Source organism: Streptomyces sp. NPDC111516, assembly GCF_055635345.1.
In genome coordinates this window covers 174,599-196,977 of the sequence record NZ_JBVKBV010000007.1, presented here as the reverse complement: position 1 = coordinate 196,977, position 22,379 = coordinate 174,599, and the positions used below count along the sequence as shown (strand labels likewise).

Sequence of the window (22,379 nt, the reverse complement as noted above, 5' to 3'; positions counted from 1 at the left end):
GGCTCCGCTCGAGCAGGGGAGACCCCATTGGCTCCGCCATGACTCCTTCCTCCGCCTTGCGATGCACGGCTCCGGACCCCGCTCCCTGATCCGGCCTGATCCAAACGAGAGGCCCTAGTGCCAACCACCCCAGCTGCCGCGGTGTGCTGGTCCAGCAGCGCGCGGGCCTGCCCGTACGACAGCCGGGCCGGCCCGGTGTGCGGGCACACATGCCGCGGCGAGACGACCTTGCCCGATCCCGGGCGGCGGTGGGTGACGAACACGGACCGCGGGTGCGACCCCTGAGCAGGCGGGGCAGCAGCCGAGCAGCGCCGGCGTCCCAGTGGACCGCCTCCAGCACGAAGTGAGGGTCTTCTCCCGCAGGTGGATGTCGCGGCGGGCAATGAAGCGGTTGATCGCCATCAGAGTTCCAGGGTCTCGCCGACCTCGTCGTCCGCCACCAGGACTTCGTGTTCCGGCGCAGCGCGAAGAAGCAGGAACCCACCGAGACGGCCGGCCGGCCGTGGCAGGCATCCCCGCCCTTCAGGACTCCGTCGGAGTCCCGAAGGGCGGGGATGGGAGGTCAAGAGAACGCGTTGCCGGTCGTGCAGTCGGCGGGTGAGGTACCCGGGTCCGTCAGCGCGAGGCCGAGCTGGGCGCGTTCGGTGACCCAGCGGCTCGGGCGGTGGCGCGGGTCGCCCGTCGTGCGGTGCAGCGCCCGGTGCAGCTCCAGCATCCGCTCGGCGCCGATCCGGTCGCCCCAGGCCAGCGGGCCGACGGGGTAGCCGAGCCCGGTCGTGACGGCCAGGTCGATATCGGCGGGAGAGGCGATGGAGCGCTCCGCGATCCCTGCCGCGACCGACACGATCGAGGCCAGCAGCCGCTGAGCGACCGAGCCCGCCGTGTCCCGTACCACCGAGACCGCGTACGGCTCGTCGCCGTCCGCCGCCCGGGCCAGCACCGCGCGGGCGGTGCGCGCGGCGGCCGGATCCACCGCCGGGGTCACGGCCAGCACCCGGCGCCGGCCGGCCGGTGGCAGCGGGTCGACGCCGAAGGTGCGCCCTGCCGGCAGCCGGTGCGCGGCGACCGCGGAGGCCACCGTGGTGCCCCAGACCGGAACCAGGACGAGGGCGTCGGCGGACGGCTCCGTGCCTGTCTCGACGACCGCTCCCGCAGCGGTCAGCGCCTCACGCAGCGCGGCCGCGTCCCGGTCCTGCGGCGCGGCGCCGTGAATGAACACCGGGCGGTCCGCGTCACGCGTGACCGGCGGTTCCGGGACCGGGGCGGGCGTCTCGGGGCCGTACGCGAACCAGCCGCGCCCGGTCTTGCGACCGTGCAGCCCGGCGGCGACCCGGTTCGGGGTGAGGTAGGAGGGGCGGAGCCGGTCCGCGTACCGGAAGCCCTGCCAGATCGAGTCGATCACCGCGGCCGTCACATCCAGACCGGTGAGGTCCATCAGCTCGAACGGGCCCATCCGCAGGCCGAGCACGTCACGGGCGATCCGGTCGATGTCCGCCGGGTCGGCGACCGTCTCCTCCAGCAGGGCGAGGGCCTCGGTCACCAGGCCGCGCCCGGCGTGATTGACCAGGAAGCCGGGGGTGTCGGCGACCGTGACCGCGCGGTGTCCGCAGCTCTCGACGAGGGCGGTGAGGGCCGGCGGGATCTCCGGGCGGGTGGCCGCGCCCGGCACGATCTCGACGATCTTCATCAGCGGTACCGGGTTGAAGAAATGCAGCCCGGCCAGGCGCGTCGGATCCTTCAGCGCCGCGGCGATCCGGGTGACCGACAGGGACGAGGTGTTGGTCGCGAAGACGGCCGTCGCGGGCAGCGCCTGCTCCAGCCGGCCGAAGACCTCCGTCTTGGTGTCGAGGTCCTCCCGCACGGCCTCGATGACCAGCTCGACGTCCGGGCCCTGTGCCCACGGGTCGTCCAGCGGGATCAGCCGCGCCAGGGCGGCGGTACGGTCCTCGGCGGACATCCGGCCCTTCTGCACGGCCCGTTCGAGCATGGACCGTACGAAGTCCACGGCGGCCGTCACCGCCTCCGTACGTACGTCGCACAGCTCGACGGTGTGTCCTGCGGTCGCCGCCCACTGGGCGATGCCGCGGCCCATGGCTCCGGCGCCGACGATCCTGATACGCATGGCGGTTGCGGTCCTCTCAAGGTATGACGTGTGATCGGGTATGACAGGTGATCGGGGTGTGACATGTGATGCGTCTCAGCGAAGATAGACGCGGTCCGGGTCCACGTCCTCACGCAGCAGCCGCAGTTCGGCCGCGGTCGGCGACCGACAGGTCCCAGACGTACGCGAACGTCGCCCTCGACCGGGTCGCCGACGGCTCGCTCGACCTGGGGTTCGTCCGGCTGCCGGTGACCCAGCCGGGGGTGGCGTACCGGGTGATCGACGAGGAGGAGCTGGTGTGCGCGCTGCCCTCCGACCACCGGCTCGCCCGGCTGGAGAGCGTTCCCATCGAGGTCCTGGCCGAGGAGCCCTTCGTCTCCTTCCCCGCCAACACCGGCTCCACGGTGCGCGACGCGATGGTCGAGGCCTGCGAGGCCGCCGGGTTCAACCCGCGCGTGGTGCAGGAGGCGCCCGACTCGTACACCATCCTGGCGCTCGTCGCCGCGGGGGTCGGCGTCACGCTCACCGTCACCTCCGTCCAGCACATCCAGCAGAACGGCCTCGTCTACCGGCCGCTGTCCGGGCCGCCCATCCGGCTCCAGGCGGCGCTGGCCTCGCGGGGGCCGACAACCCCTCCGCCGCTTTGCGGGCGGTGCTCGCGGTGGCGGAGGAAGCCCTGCCCACCCCGGCGGGTCCCGCGGGGGACCGGCCTGCCGCAAGCCGTCATTGAGACGCGCTACGTCTGGAACCAGGGCGAACTGGATATTGGACCGGCTCAGTCACCGGGTGCGAGGGTCGGCGGGACACGCCCCCGCCACCCGACAGGCTCTGAGCCCACCGAAAGGTCAAGCCGTGCCCGACCAGCAGCTCGATGTCGTCATCTGTGAACCGCTGCGCACCCCCATCGGCCGTTTCGGCGGAGTGTTCGCACAGCAGACGCCGGCCGCACTCGCCGCACGCGTCATCGCCGAGGTCGTCTCCCGTACCGGAATCGACCCCGCGGCGGTCGACGAGGTGATCCTCGGACACGCCTACCTCTCCGCCGAGGCCCCCGCCGTCGGCCGGGTCGCCGCCCTCGACGCCGGGCTGCCCGAGACCGTCACCGGCGCCCAGATCGACCGCCGTTGCGGCTCCGGTCTCCAGGCCGTCCTCGACGCGGCGATGCAGATCCGTGCCGGCTTCAGCGAGGTCGTGATCGCAGGTGGCGTCGACGTGATGAGCGCCGCCCCGTACTACACCCACGAAGGCCGCTGGGGCATCAAGGGCCCCGGCCTCCAGCTCCATGACGCGCTGGCCCGGGGCAGGGTCACCGCGGGCGGCGTCAACCCCAAGTGCTCGCCTGCACCCGTGAGTTGGGACTCGGCGGCACCGACCACGAGCAGCGCGTCAACGTGAACGGCTCCGGCGTCTCCCTCGGCCACCCGGTCGGCGCCACCGGAGCCCGCATCCTCGCCACACTGACCCGCGAGCTGCACCGCCGCGAGGCCCGGTACGGCCTGGAGACGATGTGCATCGGCGGCGGACAGGGGCTCGCCGCGATCTTCGAGCGCATCGAGGCCGACAGGCTCTGAGGCAAGGCGCGGTGCGGTGAGACGCACAGCGTCTCACCGCACCGCCCGCGGCAACGGCCTCCCGCCGCTGCTGGTGATCCGCTCGGTACTGCGCAACGCGCTCGTCATGACGGGTTCCGAGGAACGCACTGAGGTGCGTGGGTACAGCCTCGGCCGTACCCACGCACCTCAGTGCTTCTGTCCGCTACCTACCGGCTGCGCCGGTCACTTCCTCGCCGCGCGAGTGCGGCGGTACAGCAGGGTTCCGCCGAGCACCATCGCGGCGCTCGCCGCGCCGGCCAGGCCCAGGTTGGTGTCGGCACCCGTGTGCGCCAGCTGCGCGGTGGTGATCGGGGCCCCGGCGGTGACCCTGGGCTCATTGCCAGCCCGCGGTTCATCGGTGCGGGGCGTGACCACGCGGGGTGTGACCGGGGGTGTGACTACCGGTGGCGTGACCACGGGGGGCGTGACCGGAGGCGTGACCACGGGGGGCGTGACCGGGGGTGTGACTACCGGCGGCGTGACCACGGGGGGCGTGACCACCGGCGGCGTGACTACGGGGGGTGTGACCACCGGCGGCGTGACTACCGGGGGCGTGACAACGGGGGGCTCCACGGGAGGGTTGACCACCGGCGGCTCGGTGCTCGGCCCGCTCCCGTTCGCGCACTCGTTGCCGGACGCCGAGTTCAGCAGACCGATCACATTGGCCGTGTTGCCGCACGCGTTGACCGGAACGTGCACGGGAGCCTGGACGACATTGCCGGACAGCACACCGGGAGACTGAGCCGCGGTGCCCTCGGCGCTCGCTCCGTGGCCGCCGTTGCCGCTTCCGCTGCTCCCGTTCGCGCACTTGTTGCCGGACGCCGCGTTCAGCAGACCGATCACATTGGCCGTGTTGCCGCACACGTTGACGGGAACGTGCACCGGCACCTGCACGGCGTTGCCCGAGCCGACGCCCGGCGAACCGACGGCGGCACCATCGGCGGAGGCGTCCGCGAACGCGTATCCGCCGGCCGCGGTCAGAATGCCCGACGCCGCCGCCATCACCAGCACGCTCTTGCTCAAGGCTTTTCGCATTGATTGCCCTTTCCTAGGACACTTCGCGCGAGCGCGATGCTCGCGGTTCATTCATCACTCGGTGCAGCTTCTGCCGGGAATATCACCCCGGGCTTCTTCCCTGCGTGAGTCGGCAAGCGGCGGTTCTTCCGCAGGTCGAACGCCGAATGCAGAGTCGCACGCTTGGTGACATCCATAACGAGGAGGGATTGTCGAGGAAACGCAAGAATGCGTGGAAATCTTGTGATCACTCGAACGGATTACATATGCGCGTTCATGGTGACGCCATCCCCCCGGGCATTCGGGTGAACGGAGAGAACCAAACGTCCGGTCGCGAGTTGGGCAGGGCGCTCCTGCGCGGGCATTCGGTACGAGAAGGGCCAATCGTGATCAAGAAGGTTCTGGCTACTGGCGCTGTGGCCGCCTCCGCCCTCGGCCTGGGCGCCACGCAGGCCATGGCGATCGGCGATGACGGCGGTACGACTTCGGTCAACGGCAGCGGAGCCTCGCAGGCCTTCGGCAACGCGGAGACCCATGGTGACGGCAGCCCGCAGTTCGGTCTGGCCCAGGGCAGCCTGAACAAGCCTTGCGTCGGCCTTCCCGCCAAGGCCGACGTCGGCTCGCTCGTCGGTCTTGTCCCGGTCGCGGTCCCGGACGCCAACGTGCTGGCCTCGCCACAGAACCAGCAGTGCACCGAGAACTCCGCCCAGGCCAAGGGCGATGAGCCGCTGTCGCACGTCCTGAGCGACATCCCGGCGCTCTCCGGTAACGGTACCGGCAACAGCTGATCCGGCCGCAGTGACAGGCCCGGGCCGTCGGCGTTCCTCCTCCGCGCGGCCCGGGCCCGCTGTTGCCCTTCCCGGTATCGCCGCCCGAATGGTCCGGCGATCCCACCCATGACGTCGAGCGAACGATACTGCTCCATTCGGGCCGTTTTTTCGAGAACCTTCTTCTTGAATAGTTTCGCCTGCGGCCCTAAATCGTTACGAATTGCAGTGGCGGAGTTACGAGTGATCAAGACCGCGCTCGTGCGGCACGAAGGACGTGACCGCTCCGGACTCCGTCAAAAGAAAGGGACAAACGTGAAGTACGCCAAGGTTGCCGCCATCGCCGCCGGAACCCTGATGGCGGTCGGTGCCGCCGCCCCCGCCTTCGCCGACTCCGGCGCCGATGGCACCGCCAGTAACTCTTCGGGCCCCCTGTCCGGCAATGTCGTCCAGGCCCCGGCCAGCGTCCCGCTCAACCTCTGCGGCAACAGCCTCGGCGTGGTCAGCTGGCTCAACTCCGTCTCCGGCAGCACCTGCGCGACCTCCTGACCTCTGGTCGGCCGAGCCGAACGCTCATGACGGGAAGGCCCCGGAACGCATTCGATGCGATCCGGGGCCTTCCCCTTTTCCGGTATTCGATCGAGGGCGCCGAGAAAAGGCGAGCTCGTCCAGTTGCCCGGACGCAACCACATCGTTACCCAAGGGGAAAAGCGGCAGAAGTCACGGCTAAAGAAGGCTGGTGCGGAGCGGATACGCGCCCGCAATGGATGCCGCTGCAGAAGGGAACCCGAAAGTGAAGTACGCGAAGACCGCTGCGTTCGTTGCCGGTTCCGTGGCTGCTCTGGGAACGGCTGCTCCTGCCTTCGCCGTCACCACCACCACGGCCCCCGGCTTCAGCCTCAACAGCGGCGTCAACGAGGTGGTGGAAAGCGCACCGCAGGCTGTCGACCCGATCGTCGACACGGTCGGCGGGGCCGCCGATTCGACGCAGAAGAACGGCACCATCACCAAGCTGACCGATGGCGACCGGTGCGGCCCAGGGCGCGGCCCCACTGATGGGCGGTCTGCCGCTCGGCAGCTGACCCGTCACGCCACGGCCTCTTCCCCACCCGTGCGGCGAACCTCCGGGCAGGCGAGCAACAGAAATCCCAGAAGGACTATTCAATGATCAAGAAGATTATGGCCTCGGCAGCCGTCGCCACTTCGATCGTCGGTAGGACTTCACCGGGTGCGGCTTCGAGCCCGCCTGTCCGCAGTACATGAATCACCGTGGGGCCGGCACATCCACGCGCCAGCCGATCATCGGTGGCCCGGGTGTGCCGGCCCCGGGTCGTGTGTGCCGACCCCTCGAACGGGCGGGCGGACTGGGCCGGTTGCCGTAGTGGCGGCGGGCGTCACCCGTCGCACCGGGTAGGGGGCAATCATGGACCAGTACGACAGCCAACACCCCTGCGGTCGGCAGCGGCACGCACAGGACGCCACACCCATCTACGACCGGCTGCTCGCCGAATGGCAGGCGACCCGCGGCGGACCGGAGCCGGCACCGCCCGAGCGGCCCTGTGCGGGAAGTCGCGTGCCCGCCGCCCGTACGTCCGACGAAGCCTTCGACGGGTGAGGGGGGCGTCGAACTCACGCCGGAACGAACCATTTGAGTGGTAGTGCGGAACCGACGCTTCCGCGCGTCGAGAACTCGACCCACGCCAAGGGCGACGATGCGCTGTCGCACCTCGTGGACGGCATCCCGGTGTTCTCGGGCAACGGCAACGGCAACGGCAACGGCAACAGCTGACACCCACGTGAACGCGGGCGTTCGCAGGCCCCCGCCATCGCTCGCATTCCGGTGCACGACACCGCCGAGAAGTATCCGGGGTCTGGCCCCAGGGCTCCACGCATGACGATGCCCACCGTTCCACGGGGGCGGTGGGCATCCGGCGTACGGGGGCGGCTCAGCCCAGGCTGCGTACGGGAAGGATGCAGCGTGCGGAGGTCATGATGACCTCCGCGTCGGCTGCGAACGACCGCAGCACCTCCTCGTCGACCGGCCGGCCCGGCGTGCCTTCGTGCCAAGGGCGGGTGGCGAACATCGTGTGCACCTCGCCCCGCTGCGCTGCCGCGGCCGGCCACTCGGGCGGTGCGGGGTACTGCGCCGTGAGGTGAGGCAGCGTCAGCACGGCCTGACCGGCCTGGACGAGCAGCTTCACCGGGGGGCCCGGCGTCTCGGCGGCGTACACCGGCCCGGCGCCGACCGGTAGTCCGCTGCGGTCCAGGGCCACGCGCATCGCGGCCCCACCGGCGGCCGGGCCGTCCGCCCCGTCGCCGAGCGAGTAGACAAGGAGGAAGGCGACATCGGAGCCGCCATCCGGGTGTTCGCCGCTCCACCCGATCAGTGTGATCGTGCCCAACTGGGCCTGGGTGAACGTGCCGGTGGCGGTCTGGGGCGAGGTCATGCTCGGCACCCTAAGGGCCTGAGAACGGTGGTTTTGCATGCGTATTACCTGATCGAGGGAGATTTGCGAATATCTCCGACGAATGCGGTCGAGGCGCATCCCCGGATGCGGCACGGCGGACGGCGTGGATAAATGTGTTGGCGCCACCCGATGGCCGCGGGCTATCGTGTGCAGCGTTCCGGACGGCGGGGAAGAACCGCCGGTGTCGGGCCCGTGCTTGAACCAGGAGGTGAGGACATTGATGACTGTCGTTGCGATGGGCGTTGCCCACAACCAGAAGAGCATCGTTCCCACCCCCGTGGTCGCCGGCTGACCTCTCCTCAACTCTCCGCGCATGTACGCGCGCTGCCGGGGCCACCCTGTGAAGGGTTTCCCTTGTCTTTCCCCTCTTCTCCGTCCTCCTCGTCCCTTTCTTCCTCTCTTCAGGGCGCGTCCGTGTCGCATCCGTTGTCCCCGTACGGCTGGGACGACGACTGGGCCGCCGCATTCGCTCCGTACGCCGAGCAGGGTCTGCTGCCCGGGCGCGTGGTGCGGGTGGACCGCGGACAGTGCGACGTGGTCACCCCGTACGGCACGCTCCGGGCCGACACCGCCTTCGTCGTCCCGCGCGATCCGATGCGGATCGTCTGCACGGGCGACTGGGTCGCCGTCGACCCCGACGGAGACCCGCAATTCGTACGGACGCTGCTCCCGCGGCGTACGGCCTTCGTCCGCTCGACGTCGTCGCAGCGCTCCGAAGGGCAGGTGCTCGCCACCAATGTCGACCACATCGCCATCTGTGTCTCCCTCGCCGTGGAGCTGGACCTGGGGCGGGTGGAGCGTTTCCTCGCGCTCGCCATGTCCAGCTCCAGCGGCGACGCGCTGCTGCGCGACGGGGCGTCCGCCGCGGATGGTGCCGCTCAGCCGATCGTGGTGCTGACCAAGGCCGATCTGGTGCCGGACACCGCCACGCTCTCGTACCTCGTCCAGGACATCGAGGCCATCGCGCCCGGTGTGCAGGTGCTGACCGTCAGCTCGGCCACGGGGGAGGGGCTCGATGTGTTCGCCGCCATCGTCTCGGGCGGTACGAGTGTGCTGCTCGGGGCGTCCGGTGCGGGCAAGTCGACCCTCGCCAACACCCTGCTCGGCCGCGATGTCATGGAGGTGCAGGCCGCCCGTGAGGTCGACGGCAAGGGCCGGCACACCACCACGACCCGCAATCTGCTGGTCCTGCCCTCCGGGGGCGTACTGATCGACACCCCCGGGCTGCGCGGGGTCGGCCTCTGGGACGCGGAGACCGGCGTCGGCCAGGTCTTCTCCGAGATCGAGGAGCTGGCCGAGCGGTGCAGGTTCCACGACTGCGCCCACCTGTCGGAGCCCGGCTGCGCGGTACTTGGCGCGGTCGAGGACGGTTCGCTGCCCGAGCGGCGCCTCGACAGCTTCCGCAAGCTGCTCCGCGAGAACCAGCGCATCGTCGCCAAGACCGATGCCCGGGTGCGGTCCGAGATGCTGCGTGAATGGAAGCGCAAGGGGGCCGAGGGCCGGGCGGCCATGGACGCGAAGAGGGGTCGGGTGCGGTAGCCGCAGCCCGCGGGTCGCCCTGTCGACTCGGTCGACGTCCGAAAACCGCGAGTGCGGTACCCGGGGGTGCCGCACACTGGACGGTGTGATGGACGAACAGACCAGGTACGAGGCGGTGAGCAGCCGCGACGCCCGTTTCGACGGGGAGTTCTTCTTCGCCGTCGAGACGACCGGCATCTACTGCCGGCCGAGCTGCCCCGCCGTCACCCCCAAGCGGAAGAACGTGCGGTTCTTCCCGACCGCGGCCGCCGCCCAGGGCAACGGCTTCCGGGCATGCAGGCGCTGCCGCCCGGACGCCGTGCCCGGCTCCGCCGACTGGAACGTACGGGCCGATGTCGTGGGCCGCGCCATGCGGATGATCGGCGACGGCGTGGTCGACCGGGAGGGCGTGCCCGGTCTCGCCCACCGGCTCGGCTACAGCTCACGCCAGGTGCAGCGGCAGCTCAACGCGGAGCTGGGCGCCGGGCCCGTCGCGCTCGCCCGCGCCCAGCGGGCCCACACCGCACGCGTGTTGCTCCAGACGACCACGCTGCCCGTGACCGAGATCGCCTTCGCGTCCGGATTCGCCAGCGTGCGCCAGTTCAACGACACGATCCGGCAGATCTACGCCCGTACGCCCAGCGCTCTGCGGGCCGAGGCCGGTACGGGGCTGGGAGCGGCGGTACGGGAGGCGCGGACCACCGGCGTCCCGCTGCGGCTGGCCCACCGGGGGCCGTACGCGGCCCGCGAGGCGTTCGATCTGCTGGCCGGCGAGACGGTCGCCCGGATCGAGGAGGTCAGCGGCGAGCCGGGCACGCGCACCTACCGGCGCACCCTGCGGCTGCCGTACGGGACGGGCATCGTGGCCGTCGACGAGCGGTCCGCCGGGTCCTGGCTCGACGCCCGGATCCACCTCACGGACCTGCGGGATCTGACGACGGCCGTGCAGCGGTTGCGGCGCCTGTTCGACCTGGACGCCGATCCGTACGCCGTCGACGGGCGGCTCGGCGCCGACCCGCGCCTGGCACCGGGCGTCGCCGCCCGCCCCGGGCTTCGCTCGCCGGGCGCAGCCGACCCGGAGGAGTTCGCCGTGCGGACGCTGGTGGGCAGGTCCGGGGCGGTGCGGCTCGTGGAGGCGTACGGCAAGGTCCTCGACGTCCCCTGCGGCGGGCTCACGCATGTGTTCCCCGAGCCGGGGGTGCTGGCCGGTGTGGTGGACGACCCGGCGCTGCGGGCGCTGGCGGCCGCCCTCGCCGACGGGGACGTACGGCTCGACGCCGGGGCCGACCGCGACGAGGCCGAGCAGGCGCTGCTGCGGCTGCCGGGGATCGGCCCGGCAGCGGCGGCACTGATCAGGATGCGGGCGCTCGGCGACCCCGATGTGGACCCGGACGGCAGGCCCGGGTCGGAGCGGTGGCGGCCGTGGCGTTCGTACGCCGTGCGCCACCTGAGTGTCCAGGGGGCCTCTTCGCGGTCCCAGCCGTGAATCCTCTTCGGGTGGATGCGGATGAGTTCTTCGCGAAGTGGGCGCCGGGGTACGCGCGCTCGGCCTAGCTGAATGCGGTCGTGCGGTCAGCAAGGTGGAGCGCGCGTACCCGTCACCCGCGTCGTCCGCCGTGTCGGACCCTGGCCCGGGACTCCGTTGCCAGACCTCGGGCCGGGACCTCGGGCCGGGGCTCAGGCGGGCAGGCCCCAGCGTGGTGCGGGCTCGTTCGCAGTGACCGGGCGGATGGTCAGATCCGGGCGGTCGCCCTTGGCCGTGATCAGCGCCGAGTCGCCCTTGCGCAGGCGCATGCGTACCGTACCGTCGGCCAACTCCTCGTGATCCAGCGGGCGTCCGTGCCGGTCGCGGATCTCGACGGCACCCTCGATGCCATGGCGTACGACGCACGGCGCGCCCGCCTCGCTGGTCAGCCGTACCCAGCGGGTCCGGCCCGCTTCGCGTACCGCGCTCAGCAGGAAGGCCCCCTGGGTGCGGAAGTCATGGACCGTCATGTCCCGCCAGGCGGCGGGCAGCGCCGGGAAGACCCTGATCGTGCCGCCCCACGACTGGCACACCATGTCGTGCAGCGACTGGGCCGCCGCGAGCGGGGTCTCGATGACGGGGCCGGACTCCTTGTACATCGTGTTGGCCTGAATGAAGCGGCTCATCAGCTCGCCGAGATATTTCAGCGCGTCCTCGCCCTTGCCGAGCAGGGCGGATATGGAGGCGGCACCCGTGAAGGTGTAGCCCTGCAGGGCGCCCTCGAAACCGACCCAGTGGGCCAGGGACTTCTCGATCAGGGCGCGTTCGTCCGCGGTGGAGCCATTGACTTCGTACAGCGGGTAGACCGCCAGGAGGTGCGAGAAGTGGCGGTGAGACTTCGCGAACGGGGCCCCGGCGCCGATCATGAAGCCGTTCCCGTCGACCGGATAGGGGGTGAGCTTGGACAGCACCTCCTGCCAGCGGGCGGTCAGCGGGTCGCGGACGCCGAGTTCCTTCGCCGAGTCGAGCAGGGTGCGGCAGCCCCAGCGCAGCAGCATCAGGTCGTAGTTGCAGTCCGGCGCGTTGACGCCGTACTCGGGAGAGAACGTGGCCGGGAGGTGCAGCTTGCCGTCCGCACCGGGTGCCAGGAAGTGCAGGTAGTAGTTGACGGCCTTGCGCAGCAGAGGGAACAAGGTGTCGCGCAGGATCGACTTGTCCATGGTGTGGCGGTAGGAGAGCCAGACGTTGTGCAGCGCCCAGGTCAGATTGCCGACCTCGGGGGTGGGCGGGTCCTGGCCCGGAATACCGACGCCGTAGCCGAGGACGGGGGCGGTGGCACCGCCGTTGATCAGGTGCGGGTCCGTGGTGCGTGGCAGTCCGGCCGAATCGGCTCGGTAGGGGGCGGCCACTTCCTTGGAGAGGTTGTCGCGAAATTCGCTCAGTGACCGGGTGATTGCGTCGAGCTCCAGGTGGTTGGAGCCATGGATCAGCCAGTACTCCAGTTGGGCGTTGAGGTTCCACCAGGTGTTGGGCCAGGGAGTGGGTTCGAGCCAGGGACCGGAAGTGGCCATCACGGGCGCGTCCTTACGCGCCGCCGATGCCGTCTTGTACAGCTGGATCCAGTAGAAGCGCTGCAGCCGGGCGTCCGGGAGTGACAGGAAGCTCTTTCGGTAGTACCGGTCCCACCAGATGTGATGCGGTCCAACGAGCCGACCGTACGGGAGGTCGGCCGCGGTCCTCACGTGGCGCAGCGCACGGTCGCGGGCCGTCGCCCCCGGGTGCGAGTGCGTGACCGTGACGTACAGGGTCCGTGCCCCGCCGCGGGTGACCTCACGCCAGGCGGTGACATGCTCGCCACCCGCCAGCAGCGGCTGGACGGCGGCCGATGATCCCCCGTGCTCCTCGACGGTGGCGGGCGGATTACCGGTATAGCCGGCGGGAAGCTTCTGGAAGTCGGCCCTCGGGCTGATCGCGTCGGCGGGGTGGAAGACCCAGCGGAAGTCCTGCTCACCCGCGCTCGGGGTGACCTCCACGGCCAGCAGGTCGCTGGAGGAGTGGACGAAGGCATGGAGCTTCAGGGTGCCCGCGGTGGTGGTGATCGTGCCTTCGAGTTCGGCGGTGCGCAGTCGCATCCACCACTCGATGCCCGTGATGGTGCCGGCCGGTTCCAGGGTGAAATGGCCGATCGGGAGGCGGGCGAGGCCGAAGAGGGAGCCGAACTCGGGGCGGTGGTCCTGGACCTCGGAGTGCTGGACGTTGAAGCGGATGGCCGTGGTGGTGGCGCCGGGCTCGGCGTAGATACCGGAGCCGAGGCGGCCGTTGCCCAGATACGGGCCCTCGTACCAGGTCTTCGGGAGCTTCTGCCAGAGCAGGTCGGCGTCGTCCAGGACCGTGCGCCAGGCGTCGTCGGGGGAGTGGACGGTGACGGGAGCCGGGGCGGTGGGCGCCGGGGCGCCGGGCGTGGCTGCCCGGGCGGGGACGGCCGCCGCGCCGCCCACCACGAGCGCGCCGCCGATAGCACTGCCGGTGGCGAGAACGCTTCTACGGGAAGGGGCCTGGGCTTCGTTCCGGGACGGGCGGGACGGTTCCGGTGCTGAGGGCAAGGCGTCTCCTGGCGACTCGTATACAGGCGCAACGATTCATCCGAGCTATTCCTTCAGGGAAGGTAGACATGGGGCATCCTTGCGTCAATAGCGAGGGAGACATCCGATGTGCTTCCGTCTATCTGTACGACATCCACCTGTTTATTCAGGTGTACGCGATCAACTCCAGATCACCGTGCCCAGCCAGGCCCCGGTCACCAGCAGACACGCGAAGAGCTCGACGAGCACCGCATAGCCGGTCGCCCGCATCACCGAGCGGACCGACGCCCACCCCGCCCCGCTGCTGCCGAGCCGCAACCGCTCCGCCCCGTAGATCGCCCCGACGTAGCCGACGATCCCGCCCACCACCGGCACCGCGAAGAAGCCCACGATCCCACCGATTCCGCCCAGCATCAGCGTCTTGCGCGGGGCCCCCGACTCATGGCGGCGGCGATGCGGCAGCAACGGCTTCAGCGCCTGGTTCGCCAGCAGAAGCGCCGTGGCCCCGATGAGTACGCTCCAGGCGGCCGGAGTCACGTCGGTCAGCGCCCACCACAGCACGGCGGCCCAGACGATCGCCTGCCCCGGAACCCCCGGTACCAGCACGCCGACCACGCCGAGGAACATGACCAGGCCGACGGCGACGAGTTGCCACACACCCATCTGACCAGCGTGCCGGAGTCCGGCCGCTCCCGCCCGTCAGCGCGGCCCCGGCCGGGGGCCGTCGATCCAGCTCGGGGCCGCGACGGCGCGGCGGGAACACCGTGCCGGGGCATCCGGCGGGGCCTGGTGCCGTGACGGGACGAAGCCTGCCGGGAGTGGCGCCGGCTCAGCGGGACACCCAGCCCCGTTCGTACGCGTGCCAGCCCAATTGCAGCCGGGTCGACACCCCGGTCAGCTCCATCAGGCCCTTCACCCTCCGCTGCACGGTCCGCAGCCCCAGCTCCAGCTGCTTCGCCACGCTCGCATCGGTCAGCCCGGCCAGTAGCAGCGACAGGATCTCCAGGTCCGTCGGATCGGGCCAGGTGGATACCTCATCCAGCCGGCCGCTCTCGCCGAGCCTGAGCGGCATGGCTTCGCGCCACACCGCCTCGAAGAGCCCCATCAACGACTCCAGCAGCCCGGAGGCATGCACCACCAGCGCCGCCGGCTCGGCGCCCCGTCCGGTCAGCGGCACCATTGCCAGGGCGCCGTCGGCGACGACCAGCTTGGTGGGCACCCGGTCGACGACCCGGCACCGCTCGTCACGGCTCAGCGCGGCCGACAGCTCCAGGATCCCGGACGGCAGCGACAGCACCTCGCGTTCGATGACGACCCGGAAGGACACCCCGCGCGTGGCGGCCTGCTCCTCGGACTCGTTCTCCATTCCGCTCACCGCGATCGGCTTGCCGGTGACCAGGGCGCACACCTCGCTCGTCGCGCCCAGCTGCAGCTGGTGAAAGCGTTGCGTCACCGCGCCCGCGCCCGTCACCACCTCGACCAGATCGTGTACGGCGGGCTCGGTGGCCTCCGCCCGGTACTCCTCGGCGAGAAGCGCCGCCGCCAGTTCCGCCTGCTCCAGCTCATGGCGCTGCTGGGTCAGCAGCGCACCCAGCGCCACCCCCGGCGGCGCGGCCACCCAACGGCCCGTGCGGGCCGACGACTGGGCGGCCAGTCCGTGCTGTTCCAGCCGGCGCAACGCCCGTTCGGTGTCCGACTCGGGAAGTGCCAGCCGGCGCGCGAGGTCTGAGACCTCCGCAGCTCCCACCGCCACGAGCGCGCGGTACGCCGACTCCTGTATCTCGTCGAGACCTATGGCTCCAAGCATCCCCGGACCCCTCCCGGACGCATTTGTTCCGCACGATGTCGCTGTCTTCGGGAGCCCGGTCGTGGCGGAAAGCGGCCACGGCGTAAACCCGCCGTGTACATCATCCCTTTACCGCCCGTCGCTCTGCCAATGTGGCGCCACCGCAGTACCAACAACCTCCGGAATGCTGCGGTTTGTTCAGAGGTGTTCCGGTTTCACTTTGGGAGAGCGATGCGTCCGATATCGCGTACGGCACTCGGAGCGGCCACCGCCGCCGTCCTGGCCGTCACCGCGATCGCACCGTCCGCGGCAGCGCCGCAGGACGACACGACCGCGAAAAGACCACTGACCGGCAGTGCGGCCGCCGGCACCAAGGAGGGCAAGCCGGTCACCGTCACCCTGGTCACCGGCGACAAGGTCCTGGTGAGCACGGACAGTTCCGGGGCCGCATCGGTCACCGCACTGCCGCGCGAGGACGGCACCGTCCCCCTCGTACAGACCAGGCAGTCCGGCAAGGACCTCTACGTCTACCCCGACACCGCCGCCGACGCGCTGGCCGCGGGCACGGTCGACGAGGAACTCTTCAACGTCACCGGACTCATCCGCCAGGGCTACGACGACGCGAGCACCAAGTCGCTGCCGCTGATCGCCGTCTACGGCAAGGACGTGGCCCGCTCCGCGCCCGCCACCCCGCGCGGCGCCGAGCGCGGACTCGCGCTGGACGCCATCGACGGCGTCGCGCTCAAGGCGGACAAGAAGAAGGCCGCCGACTTCTGGTCGGACGTCACCAACACCCGCTCCCGCTCGGCCTCCGGCCTGAAGAAGCTCTGGCTCGACCGCAAGGTTCAGGCCACCCTCGACAAGTCGACCAAGCAGATCGGCGCCGACCTCGCCTGGGCAGCCGGATACGACGGCAAGGGCACCAAGGTCGCCGTCCTCGACACCGGCGCCGACGCCGAACACCCCGACCTCAAGGGCCGGATCGCCGCCTCGAAGAACTTCACCGACTCCAGCACCACCGACGACCGGCAGGGCCACGGCACCCACACCATCTCCACCGTCGGCGGCTCCGGCGCGGCCAGCGACGGCAGGAAGAAGGGCGTCGCCCCCGGCGCCGACCTGCTCGCGGGCAAGGTCCTCAATGACAGCGGCTTCGGCGCCGAGTCCTGGATCATCGCCGGAATGCAGTGGGCCGTCGACCAGAAGGCCGACGTCGTCTCCATGAGCCTCGGCAGCCCGACGCCGACCGACTGCACCGACCCGATGAGCGTCGCCGCCGAGGAACTCGCTCAGAGCAGGAACACCCTGTTCGTGATCGCGGCCGGAAACTCCGGCCCCACGCTGAACACCGTCTCCTCGCCGGGCTGCGCCCCCAGCGTGCTGACCGTCGGCGCCGTCGACCGCGACGACTCCACGGCCCAGTTCTCCAGCCGCGGCCCGGTCATCGGATCGCACACCCTCAAGCCCGAGATCGCCGCGCCCGGCGTCGCCATCTCGGCGGCGGCGGCCGGCGGTCGTGGTATCTACGCGTACCGGACGATGTCCGGTACGTCGATGGCCACCCCGCATGTCGCGGGCGCCGCGGCCATCGTGAAGCAGCGTCACCCGGACTGGACCGCCCAGCAGATCAAGGCTGCCCTCGTGTCGTCCGCGAAGAGCGACGTCCCCGGCGACGTACGCGAGACCGGCGGTGGCCGCCTCGATGTGAAGGCCGCCATCGACACCACCGTCGTCGGTGCCCCCGCCGTCCAGGCCGGCACCTTCAACTGGCCGCAGGGCAAGGGTGACCGCACCACGGTCGACGTCCCGTACACCAACTCCGGCTCCAAGCCGGTGAAGGTGTCGCTGAAGGTCCAGGGTGTCACGGGCAACGACGGCTCGGACGTCCGCTCCTCGGTCGCCGAGCTCGGCGCGAGCACCGTCACCGTGCCGGCCGGAGCCACGGTCAAGGTACCGCTGGAGATCGACCCGACCGCGAACCTGAAGGCCGCGCAGTACGGCGATGTCACCGGACGCGTACTGGCCACCGGGCCCGGCGGCGTCAAGGTCTCCACCCCGTTCTCGATGTACGTCGGACCGGAGACCGTCACCCTGCGCGTCAAGCTCGTCGACCGCGCCGGCAAGCCCGCCGCGGGCTCGTCCTCGCTGGACCTCATCGGCACCGACACCGCCGGCGGTGAGCGCCGCTTCAACGACGGCGCCACCGAGCAGGTCTACCAGGTGCGCCCCGGTGCGTACTTCGTCTCCAGCTTCATCACCTCGCCGGACCCGAAGGACGCCACGGGCAGGCTGGTCGAGTCGGTCGGCTACCTCGCCAGGCCGCAGCTGAACGTCACCAAGGACACCACCCTGGTGCTGGACGCCCGCAAGGCTCACCAGGTGCAGGTGAAGACGGAGGACCGCGCGTCCGAGAACCGTTCCACGACACTCTCCTTCGGTCGCAGCTGGGACGACACATGGCTGCACTCGGGCTCCATCACCGGCACCGGCCTCGTCAAGAACTACCTGGCCGATGTGCAGGGCAAGGCAAGTGACGGCGACTTCGAGTTCGCCAGCTTCTGGCGCGCGTACGCCCCGCAGATCGAGAAGCTGTCGGTCGTCGGCGGCGCCGAACTGCACCCGACGGTGGCCAGCACCGGCTCCGTCAACCTCGACGGTACTGGCGAAGCCGCACTCGTCGACGCGGGCACCGGCACCCCCGACGAGCTGAAGGCCGCGGGTGTCTCGGGCAAGATCGCCCTGGTCGAGGTCGCCGACGACGGCTCCATGAACACGCAGGCGCGGAACGCCAAGGCCGCCGGGGCAAAGGCGGTCATCGCGCACCGGCCGTCGGCAGGCATCTGGAAGCCGTCCGTCGGCTACGGTACGGCGCCGCTGCCCTCGCTCGGCATCGAGTCGAGCGAGGCCGACGTCCTGAAGGCCGCCCTGGCCGCCGGCCCGGTGAAGCTGAGCTGGAAGGCCACCGCCGCCAGCCCGTTCGTCTACAACCTGGCCTTCCCCGAGGCCGGCCCGGTCACCTCGGACCGCACGTACAAGGTCCGTGACAGCAAGCTCGGCAAGGCCACCGCCAACTACGAGGCGATGGGTGTCGCGGCAGACTATGTCGACACGATGATCATCAACAGGCCGTACGGCGGGAGTTACTCGGGCGGCTTCGACACCGTAGGCGTCCCCGGCAAGCGCACCGAGTACTACTCGGCGGGCGACACCGCCTGGGTGCGGTACCTCTCCTCCAGTTTCCCCTGGGGCGAGTTCATGGTCGACCAGCCCCGTACCTACACGGCGGGCTCGCAGCGTACCGAGAACTGGTACCGGGGCATCCCGGCCCCGGCCGCTCCGCGTGACGCCGCGGGCAAGGTCCAGCTCGCCGCCGAGCGCCAGGACAACCTGATCGGTGTGGCCCCGGGCTTCTGGGCGGACACCGAACACGGCGGACTCCAGGGCTCCTTCGGCGACGTGGGCAACATGAGGCTCACCAGTGGTGGCGAGGTGCTCGGCGAGTCCGGCTGGCCGGCCGGGGTGTTCACCGTCCCGGCCGAGGAAGCCGCGTACGAACTCACCATGAGCACCGCCAAGTTCGGTCAGCCCGCCGCCGTGTGGAAGCGGTCCACCCAGACCGAGACCACCTGGAAGTTCCGTTCGAAGCGTGACGAGAACGTGTACTCACAGGGGATTCCTCTGCTCTTCCCGGGTTACGACCTGGAGACCGACGGGCTCAAGACCCTTCCGGCGAAGGACGGTCAGACAATCGGCCTGAGCGTCACCGGCCACGCGGGCTACACGCCCGGCAAGCTGGTCGCCGCCGAGGTCTCCTACTCGTACGACGGTGGCGAGACCTGGACCCGGGCCACCACCGCACAGCAGGGCGGCCAGTGGACCGCGACCGTGAACCATGCGGGCGCGGCCGGCAAGCCGGTCACCCTGAAGACCGAACTGACGGACGCCAACGGCAACTCCGTCATCCAGACGGTGAACGACGCGTACGCCGTGCGCTGATCACGCCCTGACCGGTCCGCCGGGCGTCCTTCCCGTGGGGGGTGGGGACGCCCGGCGGGCCTCTTTTCACGGCACTGTTTCCGGATGACCCGTTTTCGTACGGCCCGGGCGGTCGACAATAAGGGCATGAGTCAGCAGGGGGAGAGGTCCGCCGCCCACGAGGACGACTGGTGGCGCAGGCTGTACGACGAGACCGCCGGGCACACCGCGGCGACCGACGCGCCCGATCTATCCCGCCCGGCCGTCGCCGCCGGAGCGTCCGCGCAGGTGCCGCCTCCGCCCAAGCGGCCTGTCGCCGAGAGAACCATTGCCCCGAAAGGCCCCGTCACCGACGTCACCGCACAGACTCCCGAGCCCGCATCCGCTCCTGCCCGGCGCCCCGAGATCGGCCATGTGGGTGACCGGCCGCCCACCTACGGCGCGGAGCCCACCGCACTGCCCGCCACCGTCCCCCAGGAGCTCGACGGTCTCGTCGCCGACACCGTGCTCGACGGTGCCCGGTACGGCACGTACACCCTGCGCGCCGCCTCCGTGCGCGGGGACTCCGCGCGGTTCCGCGGCGAGCCCCGCCGCGACGCGCTGCTCACCGTACGGTTCGGCACCGACCGGAGCGCGCTCGTCCTGGTCGCCGTCGCCACCGGCGCCCGCGCCACCGAGCGGGCACATCTGGCGGCGGCGGACGCCTGCCGCTGGATCGGCGGTGTCGTGGGCCGCAGCCATGCCAGGCTCTCCGAGGACATAGCGGTCGGCCGCCGCGACGACCTCAAATCCGGTCTGCACCGCCTCACCGACCGCACCTACGGCAAGCTGCGCGCCCGCGCCGCGGAACTGGGCCTCGAACCGGAGCAGTACACCGCGGGCCTGCGCTGCCTCCTGCTGTCGGCGGATCCCGACTGCCGTACCAGGATCTTCTTCGGCGTCGGCGCCGGAGGGCTCTTCCGGCTGCGCGACGGCGTCTGGCAGGACCTCGAACCGGAGGTTCCGGAATCCGGCGGTGACGCCGGTGGCGAAGCCGCGGCCGGATCCGGACCTCTGCCCGCCGAGCCGTTCCGGTTCCGGGCCTCGGTGGCCCGGCCGGGGGACACGCTGCTGCTGTGCAGCACCGGCCTCGCCGAACCACTGCGCGGCGAGCCCGCCCTGGCCCGGGAGCTGGCCGAACGCTGGGCCGACGACCGTGCGCCCGGGCTCGCGGCCTTCCTCGCGGACACCCAGATCAGGGTGAAGGGGTACTCCGACGACCGTACGAGTGCCGCGGTCTGGGAGGCGTAACCGCCCGTGTCATGGGTTGATGGATGCGGAGTCCGGAAGCCGAAGCGCGGAAAGGGTACGCACCCATGGGCAAGCAGAATGTGTCGGAGCAGTTCGTCGACATCCTCGTCCGGGCGGGGGTCAAGCGCATGTACGGGGTCGTCGGCGACAGCCTCAACCCGGTCGTCGACGCCATCCGCCGGAACGCGGCCATCGACTGGATCCAGGTCAGACACGAGGAGACCGCCGCGTTCGCCGCCGGAGCCGAGGCCCAGATCACCGGCTCCCTGGCGGCCTGCGCCGGATCCTGCGGCCCCGGCAATCTGCACCTCATCAACGGCCTCTACGACGCGCATCGCTCCATGGCACCCGTTCTCGCCCTCGCCTCGCACATCCCGTCGAGCGAGATCGGTCTCGGCTACTTCCAGGAGACCCATCCGGAGCTGCTCTTCCAGGAGTGCAGCCACTACAACGAGATGATCTCCAACCCGCAGCAGATGCCGCGGCTGCTCCAGACGGCCATTCAGCACGCGATCGGCCGAGGCGGGGTCAGCGTCGTCGCGATGCCGGGCGACATCGCCTCGCAGCCCGCCCCGGAGAAGTCGATCGAGCACGCCCTGGTCACCTCGCGGCCGACGGTACGGCCCGGTGACGGGGAGATCGAGAAGCTCTGCCGCATGGTCGACGAGGCGAAACGTGTGACATTGTTCTGCGGCAGCGGCACGGCGGGCGCCCACGCCGAGGTGATGGAGTTCGCCGAACGGGTGAAGTCCCCGGTCGGGCACGCGCTGCGCGGCAAGGAATGGATCCAGTACGACAACCCGTACGACGTCGGCATGAGCGGACTGCTCGGCTACGGCGCCGCCTACGAGGCGACCAACGAGTGCGATCTCCTCATCCTGCTCGGCACCGACTTCCCGTACAACGCCTTCCTTCCCAACGATGTGAAGATCGTCCAGGTCGATGTGCGGCCCGAACACCTCGGCCGCCGCTCCAAGCTGGATCTGGCGGTCTGGGGCGATGTCCGCGAGACGCTTCGCTGTCTGACCCCGCGGGTGAAGGTCAAGACCGACCGCAAGTTCCTCGACCGGATGCTGAAGAAGCACGCCGACGCGCTGGAGGGCGTGGTCAAGGCGTACACCCGCAAGGTCGAGAAGCACATCCCGATCCACCCGGAGTACGTCGCCTCGGTGCTTGACGAACTGGCCGACGACGACGCCGTGTTCACCGTCGACACCGGCATGTGCAATGTCTGGGCGGCCCGCTACCTCTCGCCCAACGGCAAGCGTCGCGTCATCGGCTCGTTCAGTCACGGCTCGATGGCGAACGCGCTGCCGCAGGCCATCGGCGCCCAGTTCATCGACCGGAACCGGCAGGTGGTGTCGATGTCCGGCGACGGCGGATTCACCATGCTGATGGGCGACTTCCTCACCCTGGTGCAGTACGACCTGCCGGTGAAGGTCGTGGTGTTCAACAACTCCTCGCTCAGCATGGTCGAGTTGGAGATGCTGGTCGCCGGTCTGCCGTCGTTCGGTACGGCCAACAAGAACCCGGACTTCGCGGCGATCGCCCGGGCCGCCGGGGCGTACGGCGTCCGGGTCGAGAAGCCCAAGCAGCTGGAAAGCGCCCTCAAGGACGCCTTCAAGCACAAGGGTCCGGCGCTCGTCGATGTCGTCACCGACCCCAACGCACTCTCCATCCCGCCGAAGATCAGCGCGGAGATGGTGACCGGCTTCGCGCTCTCCGCCAGCAAGATCGTGCTGGATGGGGGAGTGGGCCGGATGGTCCAGATGGCCCGCTCCAACCTGCGGAACGTGCCCCGCCGCTGACCGGAAACCGGGG

Annotated in this window: 15 protein-coding genes and 4 pseudogenes; 12 read left to right on the top strand and 7 right to left on the bottom strand. The window is 70.5% G+C overall.

All coding sequences use genetic code 11. The features are described from left to right. Positions 1-128 precede the first annotated feature (128 nt). Positions 129-373 (bottom strand): annotated as a pseudogene (locus ACZ7L9_RS16495) (site-specific integrase); the annotation flags it as partial. 189 nt (positions 374-562) lie between these two features. Then, a complete protein-coding gene (locus ACZ7L9_RS16490) occupies positions 563-2,122 on the bottom strand; it encodes a 3-hydroxyacyl-CoA dehydrogenase (RefSeq protein ID WP_471415852.1) in 1,560 nt (519 codons plus the stop codon). Positions 2,123-2,277: 155 nt separating this feature from the next. Here ACZ7L9_RS16490 and ACZ7L9_RS16485 point away from each other — a divergent pair. Together ACZ7L9_RS16485 and ACZ7L9_RS16480 are read left to right on the top strand one after the other, a co-directional pair. Beyond that, positions 2,278-2,831: pseudogene (locus ACZ7L9_RS16485) on the top strand (LysR family substrate-binding domain-containing protein); the annotation flags it as partial. A 122-nt stretch (positions 2,832-2,953) separates the two neighbouring features. After that, positions 2,954-3,672 (top strand): annotated as a pseudogene (locus ACZ7L9_RS16480) (thiolase family protein). A 204-nt stretch (positions 3,673-3,876) separates the two neighbouring features. Here the strand turns inward: ACZ7L9_RS16480 and ACZ7L9_RS16475 are convergent. Beyond that, the gene (locus ACZ7L9_RS16475) at positions 3,877-4,728 is read right to left on the bottom strand and encodes a chaplin (protein WP_471415851.1); all 852 of its coding nucleotides are present in this window, start codon (positions 4,726-4,728) and stop codon (positions 3,877-3,879) included. Positions 4,729-5,093: 365 nt separating this feature from the next. On the opposite strand from ACZ7L9_RS16475, the gene ACZ7L9_RS16470 reads away from it, so the two are divergent. The 5 genes and pseudogenes from ACZ7L9_RS16470 (at position 5,094) to ACZ7L9_RS16450 (ending at position 7,263) form a co-directional block, all read left to right on the top strand. After that, positions 5,094-5,495: a rodlin gene (locus ACZ7L9_RS16470; RefSeq protein ID WP_471415850.1), complete on the top strand. Its 402-nt coding sequence runs from the start codon at positions 5,094-5,096 to the stop codon at positions 5,493-5,495. A gap of 294 nt (positions 5,496-5,789) precedes the next feature. Next, positions 5,790-6,023 (top strand): chaplin, encoded by a 234-nt coding sequence (locus ACZ7L9_RS16465; RefSeq protein WP_471415849.1) that lies wholly within the window; start codon positions 5,790-5,792, stop codon positions 6,021-6,023. A gap of 244 nt (positions 6,024-6,267) precedes the next feature. Continuing rightward, positions 6,268-6,556, top strand: a pseudogene (locus ACZ7L9_RS16460) (hypothetical protein). Between the two features lie 341 nt (positions 6,557-6,897). Next, the gene (locus ACZ7L9_RS16455) at positions 6,898-7,089 is read left to right on the top strand and encodes a hypothetical protein (RefSeq protein WP_389995890.1); all 192 of its coding nucleotides are present in this window, start codon (positions 6,898-6,900) and stop codon (positions 7,087-7,089) included. A gap of 33 nt (positions 7,090-7,122) precedes the next feature. Next, positions 7,123-7,263, top strand: coding sequence for a hypothetical protein (locus ACZ7L9_RS16450; protein ID WP_471415848.1), 141 nt, complete (start codon positions 7,123-7,125; stop codon positions 7,261-7,263). Between the two features lie 157 nt (positions 7,264-7,420). Here ACZ7L9_RS16450 and ACZ7L9_RS16445 read toward each other — a convergent pair whose 3' ends face one another. Further along, positions 7,421-7,921, bottom strand: coding sequence for a DUF5949 family protein (locus ACZ7L9_RS16445; protein ID WP_471415847.1), 501 nt, complete (start codon positions 7,919-7,921; stop codon positions 7,421-7,423). Positions 7,922-8,296: 375 nt separating this feature from the next. On the opposite strand from ACZ7L9_RS16445, the gene rsgA reads away from it, so the two are divergent. Together rsgA and ACZ7L9_RS16435 are read left to right on the top strand one after the other, a co-directional pair. Then, the gene (rsgA, locus tag ACZ7L9_RS16440; protein ID WP_471415846.1) at positions 8,297-9,481 is read left to right on the top strand and encodes a ribosome small subunit-dependent GTPase A; all 1,185 of its coding nucleotides are present in this window, start codon (positions 8,297-8,299) and stop codon (positions 9,479-9,481) included. Between the two features lie 88 nt (positions 9,482-9,569). Then, on the top strand, positions 9,570-10,946 hold the full coding sequence (locus ACZ7L9_RS16435; protein WP_471415845.1) for a bifunctional transcriptional activator/DNA repair enzyme AdaA: 1,377 nt from the start codon (positions 9,570-9,572) through the stop codon (positions 10,944-10,946). Between the two features lie 191 nt (positions 10,947-11,137). Here ACZ7L9_RS16435 and ACZ7L9_RS16430 read toward each other — a convergent pair whose 3' ends face one another. From ACZ7L9_RS16430 to ACZ7L9_RS16420, 3 genes are all read right to left on the bottom strand, one after another. Next, positions 11,138-13,528 carry a glycosyl hydrolase family 95 catalytic domain-containing protein gene (locus ACZ7L9_RS16430; RefSeq protein WP_471415844.1) on the bottom strand — a complete coding sequence of 797 codons (2,391 nt, stop codon included), beginning with the start codon at positions 13,526-13,528 and terminating at the stop codon, positions 11,138-11,140. 159 nt (positions 13,529-13,687) lie between these two features. After that, on the bottom strand, positions 13,688-14,170 hold the full coding sequence (locus tag ACZ7L9_RS16425; RefSeq protein ID WP_471415843.1) for a DUF456 domain-containing protein: 483 nt from the start codon (positions 14,168-14,170) through the stop codon (positions 13,688-13,690). 166 nt (positions 14,171-14,336) lie between these two features. Next, positions 14,337-15,314, bottom strand: coding sequence for a helix-turn-helix domain-containing protein (locus tag ACZ7L9_RS16420; RefSeq protein WP_471415842.1), 978 nt, complete (start codon positions 15,312-15,314; stop codon positions 14,337-14,339). A 210-nt stretch (positions 15,315-15,524) separates the two neighbouring features. Here ACZ7L9_RS16420 and ACZ7L9_RS16415 point away from each other — a divergent pair, with 210 nt between their 5' ends. The 3 genes from ACZ7L9_RS16415 (at position 15,525) to ACZ7L9_RS16405 (ending at position 22,366) form a co-directional block, all read left to right on the top strand. Next, positions 15,525-19,289, top strand: coding sequence for a S8 family serine peptidase (locus tag ACZ7L9_RS16415; protein ID WP_471415841.1), 3,765 nt, complete (start codon positions 15,525-15,527; stop codon positions 19,287-19,289). A gap of 126 nt (positions 19,290-19,415) precedes the next feature. Next, on the top strand, positions 19,416-20,558 hold the full coding sequence (locus ACZ7L9_RS16410) for a protein phosphatase 2C domain-containing protein (RefSeq protein WP_471415840.1): 1,143 nt from the start codon (positions 19,416-19,418) through the stop codon (positions 20,556-20,558). Positions 20,559-20,623: 65 nt separating this feature from the next. Continuing rightward, complete coding sequence (locus ACZ7L9_RS16405) at positions 20,624-22,366, top strand: pyruvate dehydrogenase (RefSeq protein WP_471415839.1); 1,743 nt, start codon at positions 20,624-20,626, stop codon at positions 22,364-22,366. The last annotated feature ends 13 nt before the right edge of the window (positions 22,367-22,379 follow it).